This window comes from Vibrio sp. D420a, assembly GCF_030248625.1.
GTDB classification, from domain to species: Bacteria; Pseudomonadota; Gammaproteobacteria; order Enterobacterales; family Vibrionaceae; genus Vibrio; species Vibrio fortis_A.
In genome coordinates this window covers 1-15,956 of sequence record NZ_JAHGAN010000023.1, presented here as the reverse complement: position 1 = coordinate 15,956, position 15,956 = coordinate 1, and the positions used below count along the sequence as shown (strand labels likewise).

The 15,956-nt window shown below is 47.9% G+C and carries 16 protein-coding genes; 10 read left to right on the top strand and 6 right to left on the bottom strand.

The features are described 5' to 3' along the window. The first annotated feature begins 9 nt into the window (after window positions 1–9). Both KI743_RS15045 and KI743_RS15040 read left to right on the top strand, forming a co-directional pair. Window positions 10–1,770: an FAD-dependent oxidoreductase gene (locus KI743_RS15045; protein WP_285467066.1), complete on the top strand. Its 1,761-nt coding sequence runs from the start codon at window positions 10–12 to the stop codon at window positions 1,768–1,770. Window positions 1,771–1,939: 169 nt separating this feature from the next. Next, window positions 1,940–2,266, top strand: a complete 327-nt coding sequence (locus KI743_RS15040; protein WP_285467064.1) for a hypothetical protein — start codon at window positions 1,940–1,942, stop codon at window positions 2,264–2,266. Window positions 2,267–2,704: 438 nt separating this feature from the next. On the opposite strand, the gene cysN is transcribed toward KI743_RS15040, so the two are convergent. Both cysN and cysD read right to left on the bottom strand, forming a co-directional pair. Then, window positions 2,705–4,114: a sulfate adenylyltransferase subunit CysN gene (gene cysN / locus KI743_RS15035; protein WP_285467062.1), complete on the bottom strand. Its 1,410-nt coding sequence runs from the start codon at window positions 4,112–4,114 to the stop codon at window positions 2,705–2,707. Window positions 4,115–4,146: 32 nt separating this feature from the next. Then, window positions 4,147–5,079, bottom strand: a complete 933-nt coding sequence (gene cysD, locus KI743_RS15030) for a sulfate adenylyltransferase subunit CysD (RefSeq protein ID WP_285467367.1) — start codon at window positions 5,077–5,079, stop codon at window positions 4,147–4,149. Window positions 5,080–5,378: 299 nt separating this feature from the next. On the opposite strand from cysD, the gene KI743_RS15025 reads away from it, so the two are divergent. From KI743_RS15025 to KI743_RS14995, 7 genes are all read left to right on the top strand, one after another. Then, entirely contained in the window at window positions 5,379–6,095 is a 717-nt protein-coding gene (locus KI743_RS15025) for a hypothetical protein (protein ID WP_285467061.1), read from the top strand. An 11-nt stretch (window positions 6,096–6,106) separates the two neighbouring features. Beyond that, window positions 6,107–7,387 (top strand): hypothetical protein, encoded by a 1,281-nt coding sequence (locus KI743_RS15020; RefSeq protein WP_285467058.1) that lies wholly within the window; start codon window positions 6,107–6,109, stop codon window positions 7,385–7,387. A 9-nt stretch (window positions 7,388–7,396) separates the two neighbouring features. Next, window positions 7,397–7,909, top strand: a complete 513-nt coding sequence (locus KI743_RS15015) for a GNAT family N-acetyltransferase (protein ID WP_285467057.1) — start codon at window positions 7,397–7,399, stop codon at window positions 7,907–7,909. Window positions 7,910–7,988: 79 nt separating this feature from the next. Next, window positions 7,989–8,285 carry a hypothetical protein gene (locus KI743_RS15010; RefSeq protein ID WP_285467056.1) on the top strand — a complete coding sequence of 99 codons (297 nt, stop codon included), beginning with the start codon at window positions 7,989–7,991 and terminating at the stop codon, window positions 8,283–8,285. A gap of 39 nt (window positions 8,286–8,324) precedes the next feature. Next, entirely contained in the window at window positions 8,325–8,864 is a 540-nt protein-coding gene (locus KI743_RS15005) for a phage tail protein (RefSeq protein WP_285467054.1), read from the top strand. Between the two features lie 14 nt (window positions 8,865–8,878). Further along, window positions 8,879–9,394, top strand: coding sequence for a phage tail protein (locus tag KI743_RS15000; RefSeq protein ID WP_285467053.1), 516 nt, complete (start codon window positions 8,879–8,881; stop codon window positions 9,392–9,394). Window positions 9,395–9,409: 15 nt separating this feature from the next. Further along, window positions 9,410–9,952 carry a phage tail protein gene (locus KI743_RS14995; protein ID WP_285467052.1) on the top strand — a complete coding sequence of 181 codons (543 nt, stop codon included), beginning with the start codon at window positions 9,410–9,412 and terminating at the stop codon, window positions 9,950–9,952. A gap of 9 nt (window positions 9,953–9,961) precedes the next feature. On the opposite strand, the gene KI743_RS14990 is transcribed toward KI743_RS14995, so the two are convergent. From KI743_RS14990 to KI743_RS14975, 4 genes are all read right to left on the bottom strand, one after another. After that, the gene (locus tag KI743_RS14990) at window positions 9,962–11,068 is read right to left on the bottom strand and encodes a TIGR03032 family protein (protein ID WP_285467051.1); all 1,107 of its coding nucleotides are present in this window, start codon (window positions 11,066–11,068) and stop codon (window positions 9,962–9,964) included. Window positions 11,069–11,116: 48 nt separating this feature from the next. Continuing rightward, entirely contained in the window at window positions 11,117–12,505 is a 1,389-nt protein-coding gene (locus KI743_RS14985) for a S8 family serine peptidase (protein WP_285467050.1), read from the bottom strand. 660 nt (window positions 12,506–13,165) lie between these two features. Beyond that, window positions 13,166–13,558 carry a hypothetical protein gene (locus KI743_RS14980; RefSeq protein ID WP_285467049.1) on the bottom strand — a complete coding sequence of 131 codons (393 nt, stop codon included), beginning with the start codon at window positions 13,556–13,558 and terminating at the stop codon, window positions 13,166–13,168. Between the two features lie 705 nt (window positions 13,559–14,263). Beyond that, window positions 14,264–14,404 (bottom strand): hypothetical protein, encoded by a 141-nt coding sequence (locus KI743_RS14975; RefSeq protein WP_285467048.1) that lies wholly within the window; start codon window positions 14,402–14,404, stop codon window positions 14,264–14,266. A 343-nt stretch (window positions 14,405–14,747) separates the two neighbouring features. Here KI743_RS14975 and KI743_RS24650 point away from each other — a divergent pair. Next, the coding region (locus tag KI743_RS24650) for an Ig-like domain-containing protein (protein WP_373417842.1) at window positions 14,748–15,956 on the top strand (1,209 nt) is incomplete at its 3' end.

The window sequence follows — 15,956 nt, the reverse complement described above, 5'->3', positions numbered from 1 at the left end:
GACATGATTATGACTGAACAATGTAATAAACCCATTCCAGAATGCCAGTTGGAAGAAGCGCAAAAACGCATCGCACACTACTGGCAAACAACCCAAAACTACATCGCTGCGCTTGAAAAAAAGCACAACTTTGAAGACGATCAACTGCTGACTTTGCTGCCTGGCGGCGATACCAGTATGGAGCGCTTTAACAACTATCAAATTAATTCCCTGATCTTCAACACCCGCTTGCAGTTTTCTCCATCGGTCATTGTCATGTGTAAGCATACCGATGATGTTATGCATGCCTACCAAGAAGCAATTGAGCATAATTTACCCATTCGAGTGCGCTCGGGCGGTCACGATCACGAAGGCGAATGTACGGGAACGGATGTTGTCTTGCTCGATTTAAGCGGGTTAAAAGACTTTTCAATTGAAAAAGATAAGGATGGCTATGTTGCTCATATCGGTTCTGGTTATCGTTTTTACCAACTGGTACCAAAGCTTGCCAAGCCAGAAGACAAATGTATTCCACCTTTAACCATTGCGCACGGTACCTGTGCAACGGTTGGTTTAGCTGGTTACATTCAGGGCGGTGGCTGGGGACCGTGGACGAGAGCACATGGCATGTGTTGCGAATCGCTTGTAGGTGCAACCGTTATTTTACAAGATGGTTCAAAAGTGGATGTGTCGGAGACTGAGCACAGTGAAATACTTTGGGCACTGCGTGGTGGTGGTGCATTAAGCTATGGCATTGTTACTGAATTTAGAGTGAAAGCGTTTGAGTTACCTGAAGAAATACATCGTTTTGAAATTCACTGGAATAACCATACCGGTGACTCGACAGATCTGAAAACATGGGACTTATTGACGCAATGGGAAAATGCCATTAATGACCCAAGCACGGAACAATTGGTTGGTACTAACCTTAAAATTAACGCCATTGCAGATAAGTCGGTGGCCTGTGAAAAGGACTTAGAACACCCAAGTACCATGTATGGTTACTGGCTGGGCACCGAAAGTGAGCTGCTCAGCTTTGGCAAAAAGTACTTCCCAACGTCAAAGATATTGGTAACAGGTAAAGACACCAAGGATAGTTACAGTGCGGCCCTGATGTCTGACTGGTCACGAAATACCCTGGCCGACTTAGCCACGGTAGGGGTTAAACAAGGCTTAGTTGCCAATGCCAATGGCACGCCCTTTACCCCTGACTTTGATGCGCCAGCACCGCATAAAATCACCTCAAAAGTTGTACGAGAAAGCGGTCTCACTGAGCAAGGAAAGAGGCAGTTATTGCGCTCGTTAACCTCGTCTTTGTTATTCGATGAAAATGCACCACTGGGTTTATTTAGTTATGTGACACTAGGCGCCATTGCAGGCACATTCTACGCCGATGAATCAAGTGTTGGTGCCTCACGTCGAGTTGCATTCCCGTATTCTAAAGCACAGTACACCATTCAATATCAAACTTGGTGGAATACCGATCTGAAGTACGACGGGCAAGGCGACAGCAAAATGCTGGGCCAGGAGAATCCGGTATATCGCTTTGTGAATAGAGCGCTTGACTGGATTGAAGTCAGCCGCGATACCTCTATTGAAGGAGCCTATGGCGCATTTATCAGCTTCAAAGATGCCTCCATTCCAACCAAAACTTACTTTCAGGAAAGTTATGAGGAATTGATCAGAATAAAAGAGAAGTACTCCGGCTTTGAAGTGAAGCTGCCTTGCAGCGGTGGCAAGGGGGTTTACATTAACTTCAACCGCCTGAGAACGCGCAAAACGATTATTTAAAAACTCCTTTTGTCTGAACAGTCTGCTGCGGTAAACCCCATATGGAGCAAGTCTTTAAAGCAAAGTATGGGGTAAATGCACTCAGATTCTACACCGGCGAGATAGCCTAAACACGGGTAATCGTCAGTTCAGATGTCAATTCACACAAATAAAAATTAGAGGTAAAGGAATGGGTATTAACGATAATACACTTGGGCTCACTGTCACCACCAATATGACATCAGCCGGTTTCCGCGATGTTCACGATTTTAGCTTCGAATTGCTGTTAGAACAGGGCACTTCCGGTGAAAAGGGGACAGATAACTTCGTCAATCATTTTAAACAGCTTGAGCAGTTCAACGCGTATTTGAACCAAGACACCAAAAGTCGCTTTCATAGCGAAGACACTGACACGTCTTGGTCGCGCAAAGCAATTAATGATAGGTGCTTCCTTGAGATCAGACTGGAACCTCTTGGCCCATCTGACAAGCAGTATATCTTGCAAACGTCTACCTGATTACGTTTGAGCACCGTCCACATTTCTCGGCCATGAAGACTCAACCTACTTATCAAAATAATACCTCTAATATGAAAGGCTGCCATAATTTTTGATGGTCTGTTGCTGCACCAGTGAGTCCCAACCTCTCCGGCGATGACATTAATCCTTTCTGCTATCATAAAAATAATCATTGTTTTGACTCACTTTTGCCGGATGGCGAGTTAACAAACAACCATAGATCGCATTTATAAAAGAGGGCTTGAAAGCCCTTTGGCTGAGTTACCCTTTGTACATTGTTGAATAGTTTGCTTTATCCAGTTTTGTATAGCCTTGGCTATTCGACCGTCATTAGCCTCTTGCTGCCACTCATTCCAAAAGTATGGTGTGCAACGATTTGGCAATAAGTTTGTGTCACCAACCATTAACGCTTCATCAGTTTCCAACTTTACTAATTGGCTAAATCTCAATACAGCCCCATTCTGGGAAATGCTTTCTCACGTAAGCGTTCAGTTCTCTTTCTTCCGTTGAGTAGATCCGTTTATTGGACTGGGCTTCTTTGCAGACCTGCTCAATCATACCGGCCCCGACTGTTGCATTGGTGTGGCGGTCGATAACAATAAATGAACCGGTCCGGGCTAGTTGCTGGTATCGGTCCATCACTATTTTTTCCGACAGGGTGATCGAGGCCAGAGCGATATCATTCAGGTTTAATGTGTCATTACTCTCGGCATGTTGCTCCAGCGTGTTGATGTTCACCTTATAGACAAGGTTAGAAACGCTGCCGAAGCAGGAATTGCTGGCAAATTTAAACTGATATTCGTTCTGGATCCGCAGCGGTCTGTCCGCCATCCATACCAAATGGGCCTGCATTTTGTCCGATAACTTCGGTTCACACCCGGAGTGCGCTAGCATATCTCCCCGGGAGAGGTCGATCTCATCTTCCAGCGTCAGGGTAACAGCCTGCCCCGCGTGCGCAGTGTCTAACTCACCGTCATAGGTATAGATCGACTTTACCCGCGAAGTTTTACCGGAGGGAAGCGCTGTTACATCGTCACCGATTTGTACTATGCCAGACGCTAGCGTGCCGCAGTAACCGCGAAAGTCAGAATTAGGCCGGTTGACATACTGCACTGGAAAGCGCATATGCTCTACGTTCCCGTCCTGCTCAATTTTTACCGTTTCCAGCAGTCGCATCAGGGGCGAGCCGGTATACCAGTCCATTCTGTCGCTTAATGTCACCACGTTATCGCCTTTGAGCGCTGAGATCGGCACAAAGCTCAGTTTCTTAAAGTAGAAACTTTTCGCCATCTTACTGTAATTGGCCTTGATCTGCTGATACACCGCTTGGCTGTAATCCATCAAGTCCATTTTGTTGACGGCGACAATCACGTGTTTTATCCCCAGCAGGCTGCACAGATAACTGTGACGGCGGGTTTGGGTCTGGATGCCGTGGCGGGCATCCACGATCACAATCGCCAGATCGCAATTGGAGGCACCGGTGACCATATTACGGGTGTACTGCTCATGTCCCGGCGTGTCGGCGATGATAAACTTGCGCTTGTCGGTAGAAAAGTAACGGTAGGCCACATCAATCGTAATGCCCTGTTCCCTTTCGGCCTGAAGTCCATCGACCAGCAGAGCTAGATCAAAAGCGTTATCTGTAGTGTTGAACTTCTGTGAGTCCTGCTCAATGGCGACCATCTGATCTTCATAGATTAGCTTGCTGTCGAACAGCAGGCGTCCGATCAGGGTGGATTTGCCGTTATCCACGCTGCCACAAGTCAGAAACCGCAGCAGATCTTTGTTTTCATGTACCTTAAGGTAGGCTTCAATATCTTGGGCAATCAGGGCTGATGAGTGTGACATAGTGGGTATCTGTTCCGTTCTGTATGTGGTGGTTAGAAGTAACCTTCGCGCTTTTTCTTTTCCATGGAACCGGTGCTGTCATGGTCAATCGCCCGGCCCTGACGTTCTGAAGTGGTGGCCAGCAGCATCTCCTGAATAATTTCCGGCAAGGTAGTGGCTTGAGATTCAATTGCTCCGGTCAACGGGTAACAGCCCAGAGTGCGAAAGCGGACCATTTTGTCCTCCACCACTTCTCCCGGGTTAAGCTGCATGCGTTCATCATCGACCATGATCATCATCCCATCTCGGTTTACCACCGGACGGTTTTGGGCAAAATAGAGAGACGGGATCTCAATCTGTTCCAGATAGATGTACTGCCAGATATCCAGCTCCGTCCAGTTGGACAGTGGAAAGACCCGGATACTTTCGCCCTGATTGATCCTGCCGTTGTAAAGCTGCCACAGCTCCGGGCGCTGGTTTTTCGGATCCCAACCGTGGTGGTTGTCGCGGAAAGAGTAGACCCGCTCTTTGGCCCGGGATTTTTCCTCATCCCGGCGCGCCCCTCCGAAGGCTGCATCAAAGCTGTATTTATCCAGCGCCTGCTTGAGGCCCTGGGTTTTCATGATATCGGTATGGACAGAACTGCCGTGGAGAAAAGGATTGATATCCATCTCAATTCCCTGTGGGTTCTGATGCACAATCAGCTGCATTCCCAGCTTTTTCGCCATCGCATCGCGAAACTCGATCATCTCACGGAATTTCCAACGGGTATCGATATGCATCAGTGGGAAAGGGGGCACTCCGGGGGCAAACGCCTTTTTGGCCAGGTGCAGCATTACCGAGGAGTCTTTGCCGATCGAATAGAGCATCACCGGATTATCAAACTCCGCTGTCACCTCGCGCAGAATATGGATGGATTCAGCTTCAAGCTGCTGCAGGTGGGTTAATTTTTGTGTGGAGATGTTCATGCTGTTGTTCTGCTTCAGTATTAATAGGTCTGCTGGGCTTAGATTAAACTACGATTTGTGCCGTAGCAGCAAAGTATTTGTTAACAATTTTTTCAATTTCTGACTTAGATGTGACCTGATTGATAGCCAAATCGATAGAACTACTCAAGGTAGTTCTTCCTTGGACTGAGATGAGAGGGCTCTCTTTGGAGCTTCAGTCCGAATTATTATGATTAAAAGCGCATTGCAACTAATGTTTATGTGACAAGTGTGTAACAAGCGGGTAGCATATTGCGCAGATTAATAATTCATTAACCAATAATTTATATGAGTTAATCATGGAAAGAAGAACCTTCGTCAAGCTAGGAACAGGCGCGTTCGGCGCGGCACTATTTCCAGGGACTGTTTTGGCAGAGCTGTCCTCAGACTCCGATCCACAATTAACCCGGCTGACCAGCCAGCAACTGACTCAGATAAACATTCCTTTTCCGTCCCAAACAGTAACCCCGGACAATGGGGCCAGTGTCACTTTTACGCTTAATCCTCGAATTGCCCGCCGGTTTGCAGACAAAGTCTACGTACTGTTTGATACCGAAAAGCGCTTACGCGTGTTCGATCTGCAGGGAAGCCAGCTAAGTACGATTTCTGTTGCGGACAGCATCGGTACGGTGCGTGATTTTTACGTCACAGATAACGGGGTAGTGTACTTGCTGAGCAGTACATTGCATCAGGTTGTCTCTGTTTCTTCCTCCGGTGACATCATCAGCCGCCTGGGTGAGTTTGGCTGGGAACGGCCGGAACAGCTTAACGGCCCTGCAAGCCTGACGGTAGATGCGGAAGGGAAGCTGCATATTCTTAACACCGGCACTAATACCATTAAGGTATTCAATGACAGCGGGGCCTTCCTGTTTGAATACGGGCAAAACCGCTGGGGACGTCGCCGTAGCTACCAGTTCTTGGATGGTAAGCAGGTTATTTCTGTATATGAGCATGATTTAAGTAAGGTGGGATGGCAGTTTAACCTGCAAGGACAACTGGTGAATAGCTTTATATAAAAGGAATGTTCATGTCGGTACAGAATGGGAGTTCCGCTCTTAGGGATTCTATACACAATAATATTTATCAATTATTACAGCAGCCGAATGATGCCGGTATCTGCAAGCCTTTTATCGACCAGTTGGTGGATAAGCTTGCCGCTGTTACCGGGATTTCTGCCGAGTTTGATATGAACGACTGGCAGAATGCAGATCTGGCCTCCGGTGTGGCCATTTCACCGGTGCAGGCGGCCAAGTGTGTTAAGGAGAACCTGAGAACACAGATATTCCTCAAAGGGGTACACCAGTGTTTTCAGGATAAGCTTTCACAGCAGGAAAGCATCAATGTTCTTTACGCAGGAACTGGTCCTTACGGCACGCTGGTGGTCCCGCTGTTGCACCTGTTCCGTGCTGATCAGGTCAAGCTCTGGTTGTTGGATATTCATCCTCAGAATATTGAATCATTGAAGCTCTTAATCAACGAGCTGGGTGTCTCTGATCGCGTGGCGTTTATTGGCATTGCTGACGCCACCTGCTGGCAACCGGACGGCAATGTCACATTCGATGTGTTGGTCTCAGAGACGATGACAGCTCTGCTGGCGAGAGAGCCTCAGGTCTCAATTTTTTCCCACCTGCAGCATTACCTGGCTGATGATGGCGAGCTAATCCCGCAGCAGATTGTGCTGGGCACCGAACTCGCAGCGGCAGACTCATCCGGATTGTCGCCGATTGAGCTGGGTAGTTTTTTCCAACTGAACCGGAAAACCTGCCGGGCCATTGCGGCCGGAAATTGTAGCTGCCTGAAGGGGGTCATTCCATTACCGGATGAATTCTCAACACTGAACTACCAGACCGTCAGTTTTACTACCGATATTCAGGTTTATCGGGACAACTGGCTGCGAAAAAACCAGTGCAGCCTGAATATGCCGCTCAGCCATAACGGCCTGAAGCTGGTAAAGGGAAGTGAGATCCGGTTCGAGTATATATTCAGCGATTTGCCCGGATATGCGTTTGATATCCCGAGAGAAATATTACCGGAAAGTTTACCATCGGAGTTGGAGAGTGGGCGGTTGGGTGTATCAGGGTTAAAACGCTTCTGGCACAAGATGCGTTTGTTAAGAGATAACCAGCTAAGTCAGTCAGTTATTGAGGCGGAGTTTCAGACAGATCGTGAGCTATTGGACTCGCTGTCACTGGATTATCTCCAGGCCTTAAGTTTTGTCTGCCAGTGGCAACCGGATTTTAGCGATTTTGAAGATTGGGTCGCGGCGCAGACCAAACCAAACAACCACAACGATGAAATACACGAGTAAAGATTGTATATGCAAAAACTAAATATACCGGATGGACTTCATGTTCGTCCGTCAACCGCGGCAGACAAGCCGTTTTTGGAGAAACTGCACCATTCAACCCGGCAGGATCTACAATTGATCGATGGTGAGCAGGATTTTATCGAATCGATTGTTGAAATGCAGTTTAAAGCGCAAACGCGGGGTTACGGCGATCAATACCCGAATGCGATGTACTTCATTATAGAAAAACACCATGAACCGATTGGCAGAGCGACGATTGATTTTGGCCATAATGAAGCCCACCTGCTGGATATCGCATTTTTGCCTCAGGCGCGTGGACACGGTTTTGGCAAGGCGCTCATCCAGTCTTTTCAGCTGGCTGCGGCGCAGTCAGGTTTGCCGATGAGCCTGAATGTTTTGCAGAGCAATACAGGTGCAAAACTGATGTATCTCAGCCTTGGGTTTGTTGTTGAAGCAATATCTCCACCCTATGAAGAGATGCGCTGGTATCCGCAAGGCATGAAAGTATTTACCGGAACATAACGAATTAGTGTAGTACAGCAGCATAGCTGTATACACAAACAGACATGAACTTGTCGTGGTTACTTAAAGGAATGCACAAATGACGAAATTTGTTTTCGATGTATTGGAAAAGATGGTCGGGGAAGTGGTTGAAGTCTACGATCCGGAAACGGAAGAGAAGCTGACGGAATTAACGATTACCAAAGTATCCAGGGGTTTGGTACATGGCGATATGTTCGATGCATTTAACGTCGAACTGTCCGGTGATGAAGATGAACACTGCCCTGAGAGTCATTATTTGCTGAAGCATGAGATGTTCGGTTCAGAGACATATTATATGTCGCCACATGCAATCGATAAATATCAGATCTGTATCTCCCGCAAGGCGGATGCATAAAAACGTAATTTAACTTCACAACGATTGATGGAGGAAAACATGTCAGATCAATTTATGGGTGAAATCAGGCAGGTAGGATTTAATTTTGCACCGGTCGACTGGCAGAAGTGTGCCGGACAATTACTAAAGATAGCGGATAATGGCGCTTTGTATACGCTGCTCGGAACTCAGTTTGACGGTGATGGACGGACCGTTTTTGGTGTGCCGGATTTGCGTGGGCGAACTCCTGTGATGCCGGGAAAGATGGATGTTTACCGGCAAGGGCAGATGGGAGGAATAGAGAATAATTCGATGACTCTGTCACAGATGCCGGCGCATACCCATCCGGTTTACGCAACAACAGAAACGGCAACGGATAAATTTCCGGTACGTCCCACTGAGAGCAATCAGTTTGCTCAGCCAAACCCGCCTGGCAGTGACTTTTATTCATCTGCACAGAGTGCGGCGCAAAATACAGCCAGTTTAATCAGTCAATCGGTCAGTGGTTCCGGGTCTGGTGCCTCATTCAGTGTGATTCAGCCAACTGCGGTTGTCCAGTTCATTATTGCCATCGATGGGCAGTATCCGTCCCGTTCGTAAAGGAGAAGAATATTATGTCCAGTCCTTTTTTAGGTGAAATTATTACATTTGCCGGAAAGTTTACTATACGGCATTACACAGGCTGCAATGGTCAGATTATGGGTATCAACCAAAATCAGGCGCTTGCTGCTTTACTTGGCTCCATGTATGGCGGTGATGGCCGGACGACTTTTGCCGTTCCTGATTTACGCGGGCGGGTGCAGGTCGCTCCCGATATCAGTCCCGGAACATCCATTCCCTGGCATCAGGGAATGATGGCAGGGAATGAAGAAGTCACGCTGCAAACACACAATCTGCCACCGCATAACCATGCTTTGAATGTTTCAAAATCATCTCCAAATGTCAGTTCATCGAAAAATGCATTTGTCGGAAAGGGGAAGCAATATGCCAGTCAAACTTCTCTGGTCGAGGAAATGTACGCGGGAACTGTGGGTAATACCGGAAGAAATATGCCGGTTTCGTTAATGGCACCGTTCCTGGCGACGAACTTTATGATCGCTCTTAACGGTCTTTTTCCGGCTCGTTCATAATCAGGAGATATTGCTATGGATTCATTTATTGGTCAAATCAAACTTTTTCCTTATACGTTCTCTCCGTTGCACTGGACATATTGTGTCGGTCAGCTGTTTGACATCGTGCAAAATACCGCCCTTTATTCTATCGTCGGGACAACCTATGGCGGAAACGGGAATACAACAGCCGGTATTCCTGATCTGAAAGGTCGCTCACCGGTCCATGTTGGCAGAGGGGTGGGTTTGACGAACCGGGTGCTTGGAGAATATGGCGGCTTGCCCTATGTGACGTTGCATCAGGGTAACCTGCCTGCTCATAATCACACTATTTATGCCGGGAAAGCAACTATTGCCGCAACCAGTGAAGAAGCGGATGAAACCACTTATCTGGTGTCAACCAGAGGAGCGACAGCTGCTTATTATGACGCTCCTCCCGGAGGTGGTCAGACAGAGATGGCGAGTGAGATGTTAGGGTATACCGGCCCGGCATCACCCAATGAAATACTGAACCGGCAGCCGTATACGGCAATTCATTTCTGTATCTGCTTGAATGGTATTTATCCGCCGCGCGAATAACATTTCATTTTATTTAGAAGCCTCAGTATTAACTGAGGTTTTTTTCAGTTCAGGAAAAGCAAATATCTGCGATACCAGAGGATCATCAACCTGTAAAACATCGGCAAAAGGTAGCTCAGCAATTGCCACATCATAAATCTGGGCCATATCTCCGGTAAATGTCAGGCTGCCGAGAATCTCCATGTTTTTGATATTGATAACATAGACCCCACACTCTACTTCTTTTTCGGCTACCGGCGGGGGATTGTTGTTTTCTGATTTTCTGGTTTTACTTAGCCCGATAAACAGCAAATCGCCGTGGAATGCCATGCCCCGGGTAAACCCTGGAAGTTCCAGTTCAACCTTGACTGCCTGGTTGTCAAAATCATAACTACATAGCTGTCCATAACCTGAGTTGCAGAAGTACAGCTTACCTCGGTAAAAGCGAGGGCTGTGCGGCATATAGAGGTCATCTGCCAGAACTTTATTCTGTTGAATATCGATTAGCAGGCCTCTGTCTGCAACATTATAGCGCCACTGCTTGGCGGTGTTGCTGTCATTAAAACAGGTGACATAGGCAGGCTCTCCGTCTCTCAGTGCCATACCATTCAGGTGGCAGCGATCTTCCGGCACAAGCTCCGAGATAAAATCCGGTTTCCATCTGGGGATAAAGCTTGAGCCGCCCTTTATCTGAGCGAGGCAAGAGAAGTTTGAGTTTACCACCCAAAGCCCGTCATTGCCCCAGGCGATATCGTGGATATTCATCATACCGGTAAAGTGGGTACTGCGTGGGGTAAAGCAGTGTTTTACCATTCCCAGCGGTTCCAGTTCGTCAGCTATTCCATCAAACCGCCGGAAATCAATAAGCTGGGAGTGGGTGCCCATAACCATGCGGTCTCTATCAATGGCTATCCCCATTGGTCGTGGAAATGCCTTAACACTCAGGTGTAACTCTTCACTGGTTGAACGTATCAGCATAAGTCGGTTTGCCTGATAGGAGGTGAGCATAAGAGTAAGATCAAGGGTTCCCAGTATCTGACCAAATGATTCTGTCGCTTCACAGCCAAAGTCTGGTGCGCGTTCCGGGAGTTCGGCTTGGTTGCTGTCTGCGGACAGAGGAGTGTTAGTCGCTGTCATAGTGGTTCTGGATGCTCCTAATATGTGGTTAATCAGTAAGGATTATGGTTAATTATCTGGTTGTGGACATTGTTTCACTAAAGTATTCCACACTCTGTTTAAATTGATAACACCTGCCCCCAAGTGTTGCTTGAGATGGTGTGGCGGTGTATCTGCACCGGAAATCAATAACTGGTACAGCTGTTCTCTGGTTAATCTTGGGCAGTAGGATAATAGTAGCGCGCTGATACCACTTATAAATGGTGTGGCGGCCGATGAGCCGATAAATGTATGTATTGTTTGAGAGTGGTCTTCGTCTGTAGCTAAACTCATAAAACCTACAGGGGCCGCAATATCAATATATTTCCCTTGAGCGCGGGTAGGCTTCTTTCGCCTGATGTGGAACGCACCAATAGTCATTACTTCTTTCATTCCGGCTAATGAATAGCGGCTTGAGTCTGAATAATCAAAATTACCTGATGCGACAAAGATAGCACGACCTTTGTTCTGTCGGCCATCCTGAGCGAGAAAACTGATTGCCTCTTTTACAGGTGTCATTAGCCAGGGCAGGTACCAACTGATATTAATAATGTCTGGTTTCTGTTGATATACATGATTAAGAGTTTGTAGTAATGATGAGGTATAACTGCCGGCTATTGGTACCGGGATAAAGGTAGCTTCCGGAGCAATGCCATTGATATCCAGCCCATTGTGTTGCGCAAAGATGAGTCCGGCGACTTTGGTACCATGAAGGTTGCCTGAAGAGGAGGCAGAGTCTGACTGCGGGGCTATTTTGGCACCATTCAAATCCCGGTGATGCAGGTTAAAACCATCATCGATAACGGCAACCCGGATGTTGTTCCCTTTAGTGTTCATCCAGATGGATTTCAGTATTGGTGCATACTCATTAATGAGCGGCGCTTTACGACTGGTTTGTGCTTGCTGGGCCAGTTGTGCGGAAATCAACATGTCAGGCTGTACCGAAATAATGTCTTTTTCATTAATAAGGTTTTTAAAGGTTGCGGGTATTAAACCATGTTTTATCGCCGATTCAGAAAAATGTATTAACCAGAGTTTCTTGTCAGTAGTGGAAAATAAAAGCTCAGTCTCTATTTCTTCTGTAAAGCTAAATTGTTCGGATAGTGCTTGCGAACGGAATAGTAGCGGTAACTTATCAGACGACTTAGCAGTGATCACAATAAGTCTCGGGGCGACACAGGCAGGGAACCGGAACTGTTGGTATCCTTCTTCATTTGGCATCAATTCAAAGGTTGCGTGAATCTGACCGTTAACGGTGTTCAGTGTTACCGTCTGTTGGCCATTGAAAAAACGTTGAATTCCAAAAGAACTGTTGCAAAATGTGGTTGCGAAGGTGTCATGTGATAAAAATATCACTATAACTAGTAGATAATTATAAATATTACTTTTTTTGGGAGTGTGAAAATTAAAAAGGTTCATGGGTAAATGATTGGTTATAGCGACAGCAGTGGAAGTTAAATTATATCTAAAATTTAGTTTTATTTGTTCAATGTGTTATTCATTTCAAATAATTCGGGACGTACACTATATTTTACGCTAAAGTATTAATCTTGTCTCAGTATATGTGTGGGTGAGCGCTTGAAGGGAGTAAAATACGGTTATGAGTTCGCGTCCTAATAATAAATATGTGGCATCTTCCAAAACAAAAAAAATAGTCAAATCGGTAGTTCTGCCCACGGTCGCTGCGTTGGGAGCAACTCATGTCGGAGCGGTTGTGCATCATAGTGGCAGCCGAAGTCGCAGAATAAGCAGCAACGGTACTTCGAACAAGGCTTATTACTCGGTTCAGCAGGCTGAGGAGGTGGTAGGTAGCGATGAAGGCTTTGCAGATTTCACTTCCTCACCTGCATCTGATAATACCGCAGAATCGTTGCCTTCACTTAAGACAGATGCTGTTAACCAGGAAAGTAGCGCAGCAGAAGCAAAGCTGGCGAAGATTTTCCTGGATGCTAAGCGCGACAATAAAGACTTCCTTAAAAGTCTGACTCAGAGCAGCATTCATGGTGACGTAATAGAGTGGCAAAGCAGTTCAGCAACCATGCCGGGGGGGATGGATATAAACAGCCCGCTGGCGGGTGTTCAGCTTGCTGTGGGCAGTTGTGCCTCATACACAACGGCAACATCGTGTAATTCTGCAACAGGTTGTAAATGGTCGGGGGGAACATGTGTTGAAAGTACACCTGCGGATACGTCCCCACCGTCGGTATCTTCCATAAGCCTTTCTGGTTCACCCGGAGCTAGTGACACATCAGTCACTTTTACGGTTACCTTTAATGAAAGTGCGAATAATGTTTCAGCAGACGATTTCTCAGTAACGACAGTATCTGGCAGTGCATCCGGGACGGTTTCAGAGGTATCTGCATCTTCCGGCACCTCTGTAACGGTTACGGTTAATTCTATCTCTGGTAGCGGGACTATCCGCCTAGATTTAAACGGTAGTACCAACATCACTGATGACAGTGGAAACGGCAATGGTACTAATGGGTATGTAGCCGCATATACTTCCGGTGCTACTCATACTGTTGATAGGGTGGCACCAACAATCACCAACGTTACGCTCCCTGATTCATCCCATAAGGTAGACGACATAGTTACCGCGATGATAACCGTGAGTTCAGATTCTGATAATTACACCACAGGATCCGGCGGGATCAGCGGCACTATTGCCGGATACGCTGTTGGCTCACTAAGCAAAACCAACGATACCACCTACACCGCAACCTTTACTATTACCGATGATGGTACCGATGTTTCCGCAGGCGATGATATTCCTGTCAGCATCACGTTAGCCGATTTCAGCGGCAATACCAGCTCAGCCTATACCACGGCTATTAGCCAGAATAACGACGCTATTTATGCTAATTCGCCAGATATTACTCTGAGTGCAGATACAAACAGCATCGCTGAAGATGGCGGTGTTGCCACCCTAACCGCAGCCGTTACCGGCAGTCTGAATAACCAGTGGCCAACAGATATCACGGTGAATCTGTCTTACAGCGGTACCGCAACGGCAATAACCGACTATACCAAATCAGACAGCATCACCATTTCTGCAGGCAACACAACTGGAACCACAACGGTAACCGGTGTGGCCGATACCCTTTATGATGCAGCTAGCTCCGAAACGGTTATCGTTGATATTAGTTCCGTAACTGTGGGCCGCGAAAGTGGTGGTACTCAACAGCAAACCATCTCAATTACCGATGCTGAGTCGGCACCTACCGTAACCCTCTCTACCGACAGTAGCTCAGTGGCAGAAAACGGTGGTAGCTCTGCGATAACGGCCACCTTAAGCCATCCAACGTATGAGGATGTCACGGTTGATCTTGGTTACTCCGGCACAGCAACCTCAGGAACAGACTATGTGACACCAAGCTCATCAATAGTGATTAGTGCAGACAGCACCAGCGCAAATGCCACAACCGGTATTACTGCAACCGATGACAGCTCTGAGGAAGGTAATGAAAGCATTATTATCGATGTTTCAAATGTCAGCGGTGGTGGAGCATCAGAAAGTGGCACTCAGCAGCAGACGGTGAGCATTACTGATGACGATGATACTACTCCGCCGACTGTAAGCTCTGTTACTTCAACGGCAGCTAATGGGACCTATAAAGTGGGTGATACGGTTGCCATCACTGTTGAGTTTGATGAGGAGGTGATGGTCACTGGTACCCCGAAATTGACTCTGGAGACCGGCAGCACAGACAGAGTTGCTGATTATGCTAGTGGCTCAGGGAGTACTACTTTAACTTTTAACTATACAGTACAGGCCGGGGATAGTAGTAGTGACCTCGGTTATACAAGCACAGCCGCCCTGGCACCTAACGGTGGCACTATTCAGGATAGCGCAGGTAACGACGCTACATTGACTTTAGCTTCTCCGGGCGTATCAAATTCACTGAGTGCCAACAAAGCTATTATCATTGATGGTGTGTCTCCGACGGTCAGCATCAGTGATGATACGACTGGCACGGCGACCGGGGATGTCACGTACACCTTTACCTTCAGTGAAGCCGTGACCGGTTTTACGGCCGATGACATTACGGTCAGCGGTGGCAGCAAAGGCACCTTTACGGCGGTCAGCGGCACGGTGTATACCCTGGTAGTGACACCAACTGCAGGCAGCACCAGCGACATCACGGTGGATGTGGCGGCGGACGTAGCGACCGATGCGGCGGGCAATACCAACACGGCGGCGACCCAAAGCACGCAGGCGGTCGATACGGTGGTGCCGACGGTCAGCATCAGTAACGATACGACAGGCACGGCGACCGGGGATGTCACGTACACCTTCACCTTCAGTGAAGCCGTGACCGGTTTTACGGCCGATGACATTACGGTCAGCGGTGGCAGCAAAGGCACCTTTACGGCAGTCAGCGGCACGGTGTACACCCTGGTAGTGACACCATCTGCAGGCAGCACCAGCGACATCACGGTGGATGTGGCGGCGGACGTAGCGACCGATGCGGCGGGCAATACCAACACGGCGGCGACCCGAAGCACGCAGGCGGTCGATACGGTGGTGCCGACGGTCAGCATCAGTAACGATACGACGGGCACGGCGATCGGGGATATCACGTACACCTTTACCTTCAGTGAAGCCGTGACCGGTTTTACGGCCGATGACATTACGGTCAGCGGCGGCAGTAAAGGCACCTTTACGGCAGTCAGCGGTACGGTGTACACCCTGGTAGTGACACCAACTGCAGGCAGCACCAGCGACATCACGGTGGATGTGGCGGCGGACGTAGCGACCGATGCGGCGGGCAATACCAATACGGCGGCTACCCGAAGCACGCAGGCGGTCGATACGGTGGTACCGACGGTCAGCATCAGTGATGATACGACGGGCACGGCGACCGGGGAT

Excerpts from the sequence above, each read along its gene's own strand:
- cysN (WP_285467062.1), bottom strand. The coding sequence starts at position 4,114 with ATGTCACACTCATCAGCCCTGATTGCCCAAGATATTGAAGCCTACCTT.
- KI743_RS15000 (WP_285467053.1), top strand. The coding sequence starts at position 8,879 with ATGTCCAGTCCTTTTTTAGGTGAAATTATTACATTTGCCGGAAAGTTT.
- KI743_RS15045 (WP_285467066.1), top strand. The coding sequence starts at position 10 with ATGACTGAACAATGTAATAAACCCATTCCAGAATGCCAGTTGGAAGAA.
- KI743_RS14995 (WP_285467052.1), top strand. The coding sequence starts at position 9,410 with ATGGATTCATTTATTGGTCAAATCAAACTTTTTCCTTATACGTTCTCT.
- KI743_RS14990 (WP_285467051.1), bottom strand. The coding sequence starts at position 11,068 with ATGACAGCGACTAACACTCCTCTGTCCGCAGACAGCAACCAAGCCGAA.
- KI743_RS15025 (WP_285467061.1), top strand. The coding sequence starts at position 5,379 with ATGGAAAGAAGAACCTTCGTCAAGCTAGGAACAGGCGCGTTCGGCGCG.
- KI743_RS15010 (WP_285467056.1), top strand. The coding sequence starts at position 7,989 with ATGACGAAATTTGTTTTCGATGTATTGGAAAAGATGGTCGGGGAAGTG.
- KI743_RS15040 (WP_285467064.1), top strand. The coding sequence starts at position 1,940 with ATGGGTATTAACGATAATACACTTGGGCTCACTGTCACCACCAATATG.
- KI743_RS15015 (WP_285467057.1), top strand. The coding sequence starts at position 7,397 with ATGCAAAAACTAAATATACCGGATGGACTTCATGTTCGTCCGTCAACC.
- KI743_RS15020 (WP_285467058.1), top strand. The coding sequence starts at position 6,107 with ATGTCGGTACAGAATGGGAGTTCCGCTCTTAGGGATTCTATACACAAT.
- KI743_RS15005 (WP_285467054.1), top strand. The coding sequence starts at position 8,325 with ATGTCAGATCAATTTATGGGTGAAATCAGGCAGGTAGGATTTAATTTT.
- KI743_RS14985 (WP_285467050.1), bottom strand. The coding sequence starts at position 12,505 with ATGAACCTTTTTAATTTTCACACTCCCAAAAAAAGTAATATTTATAAT.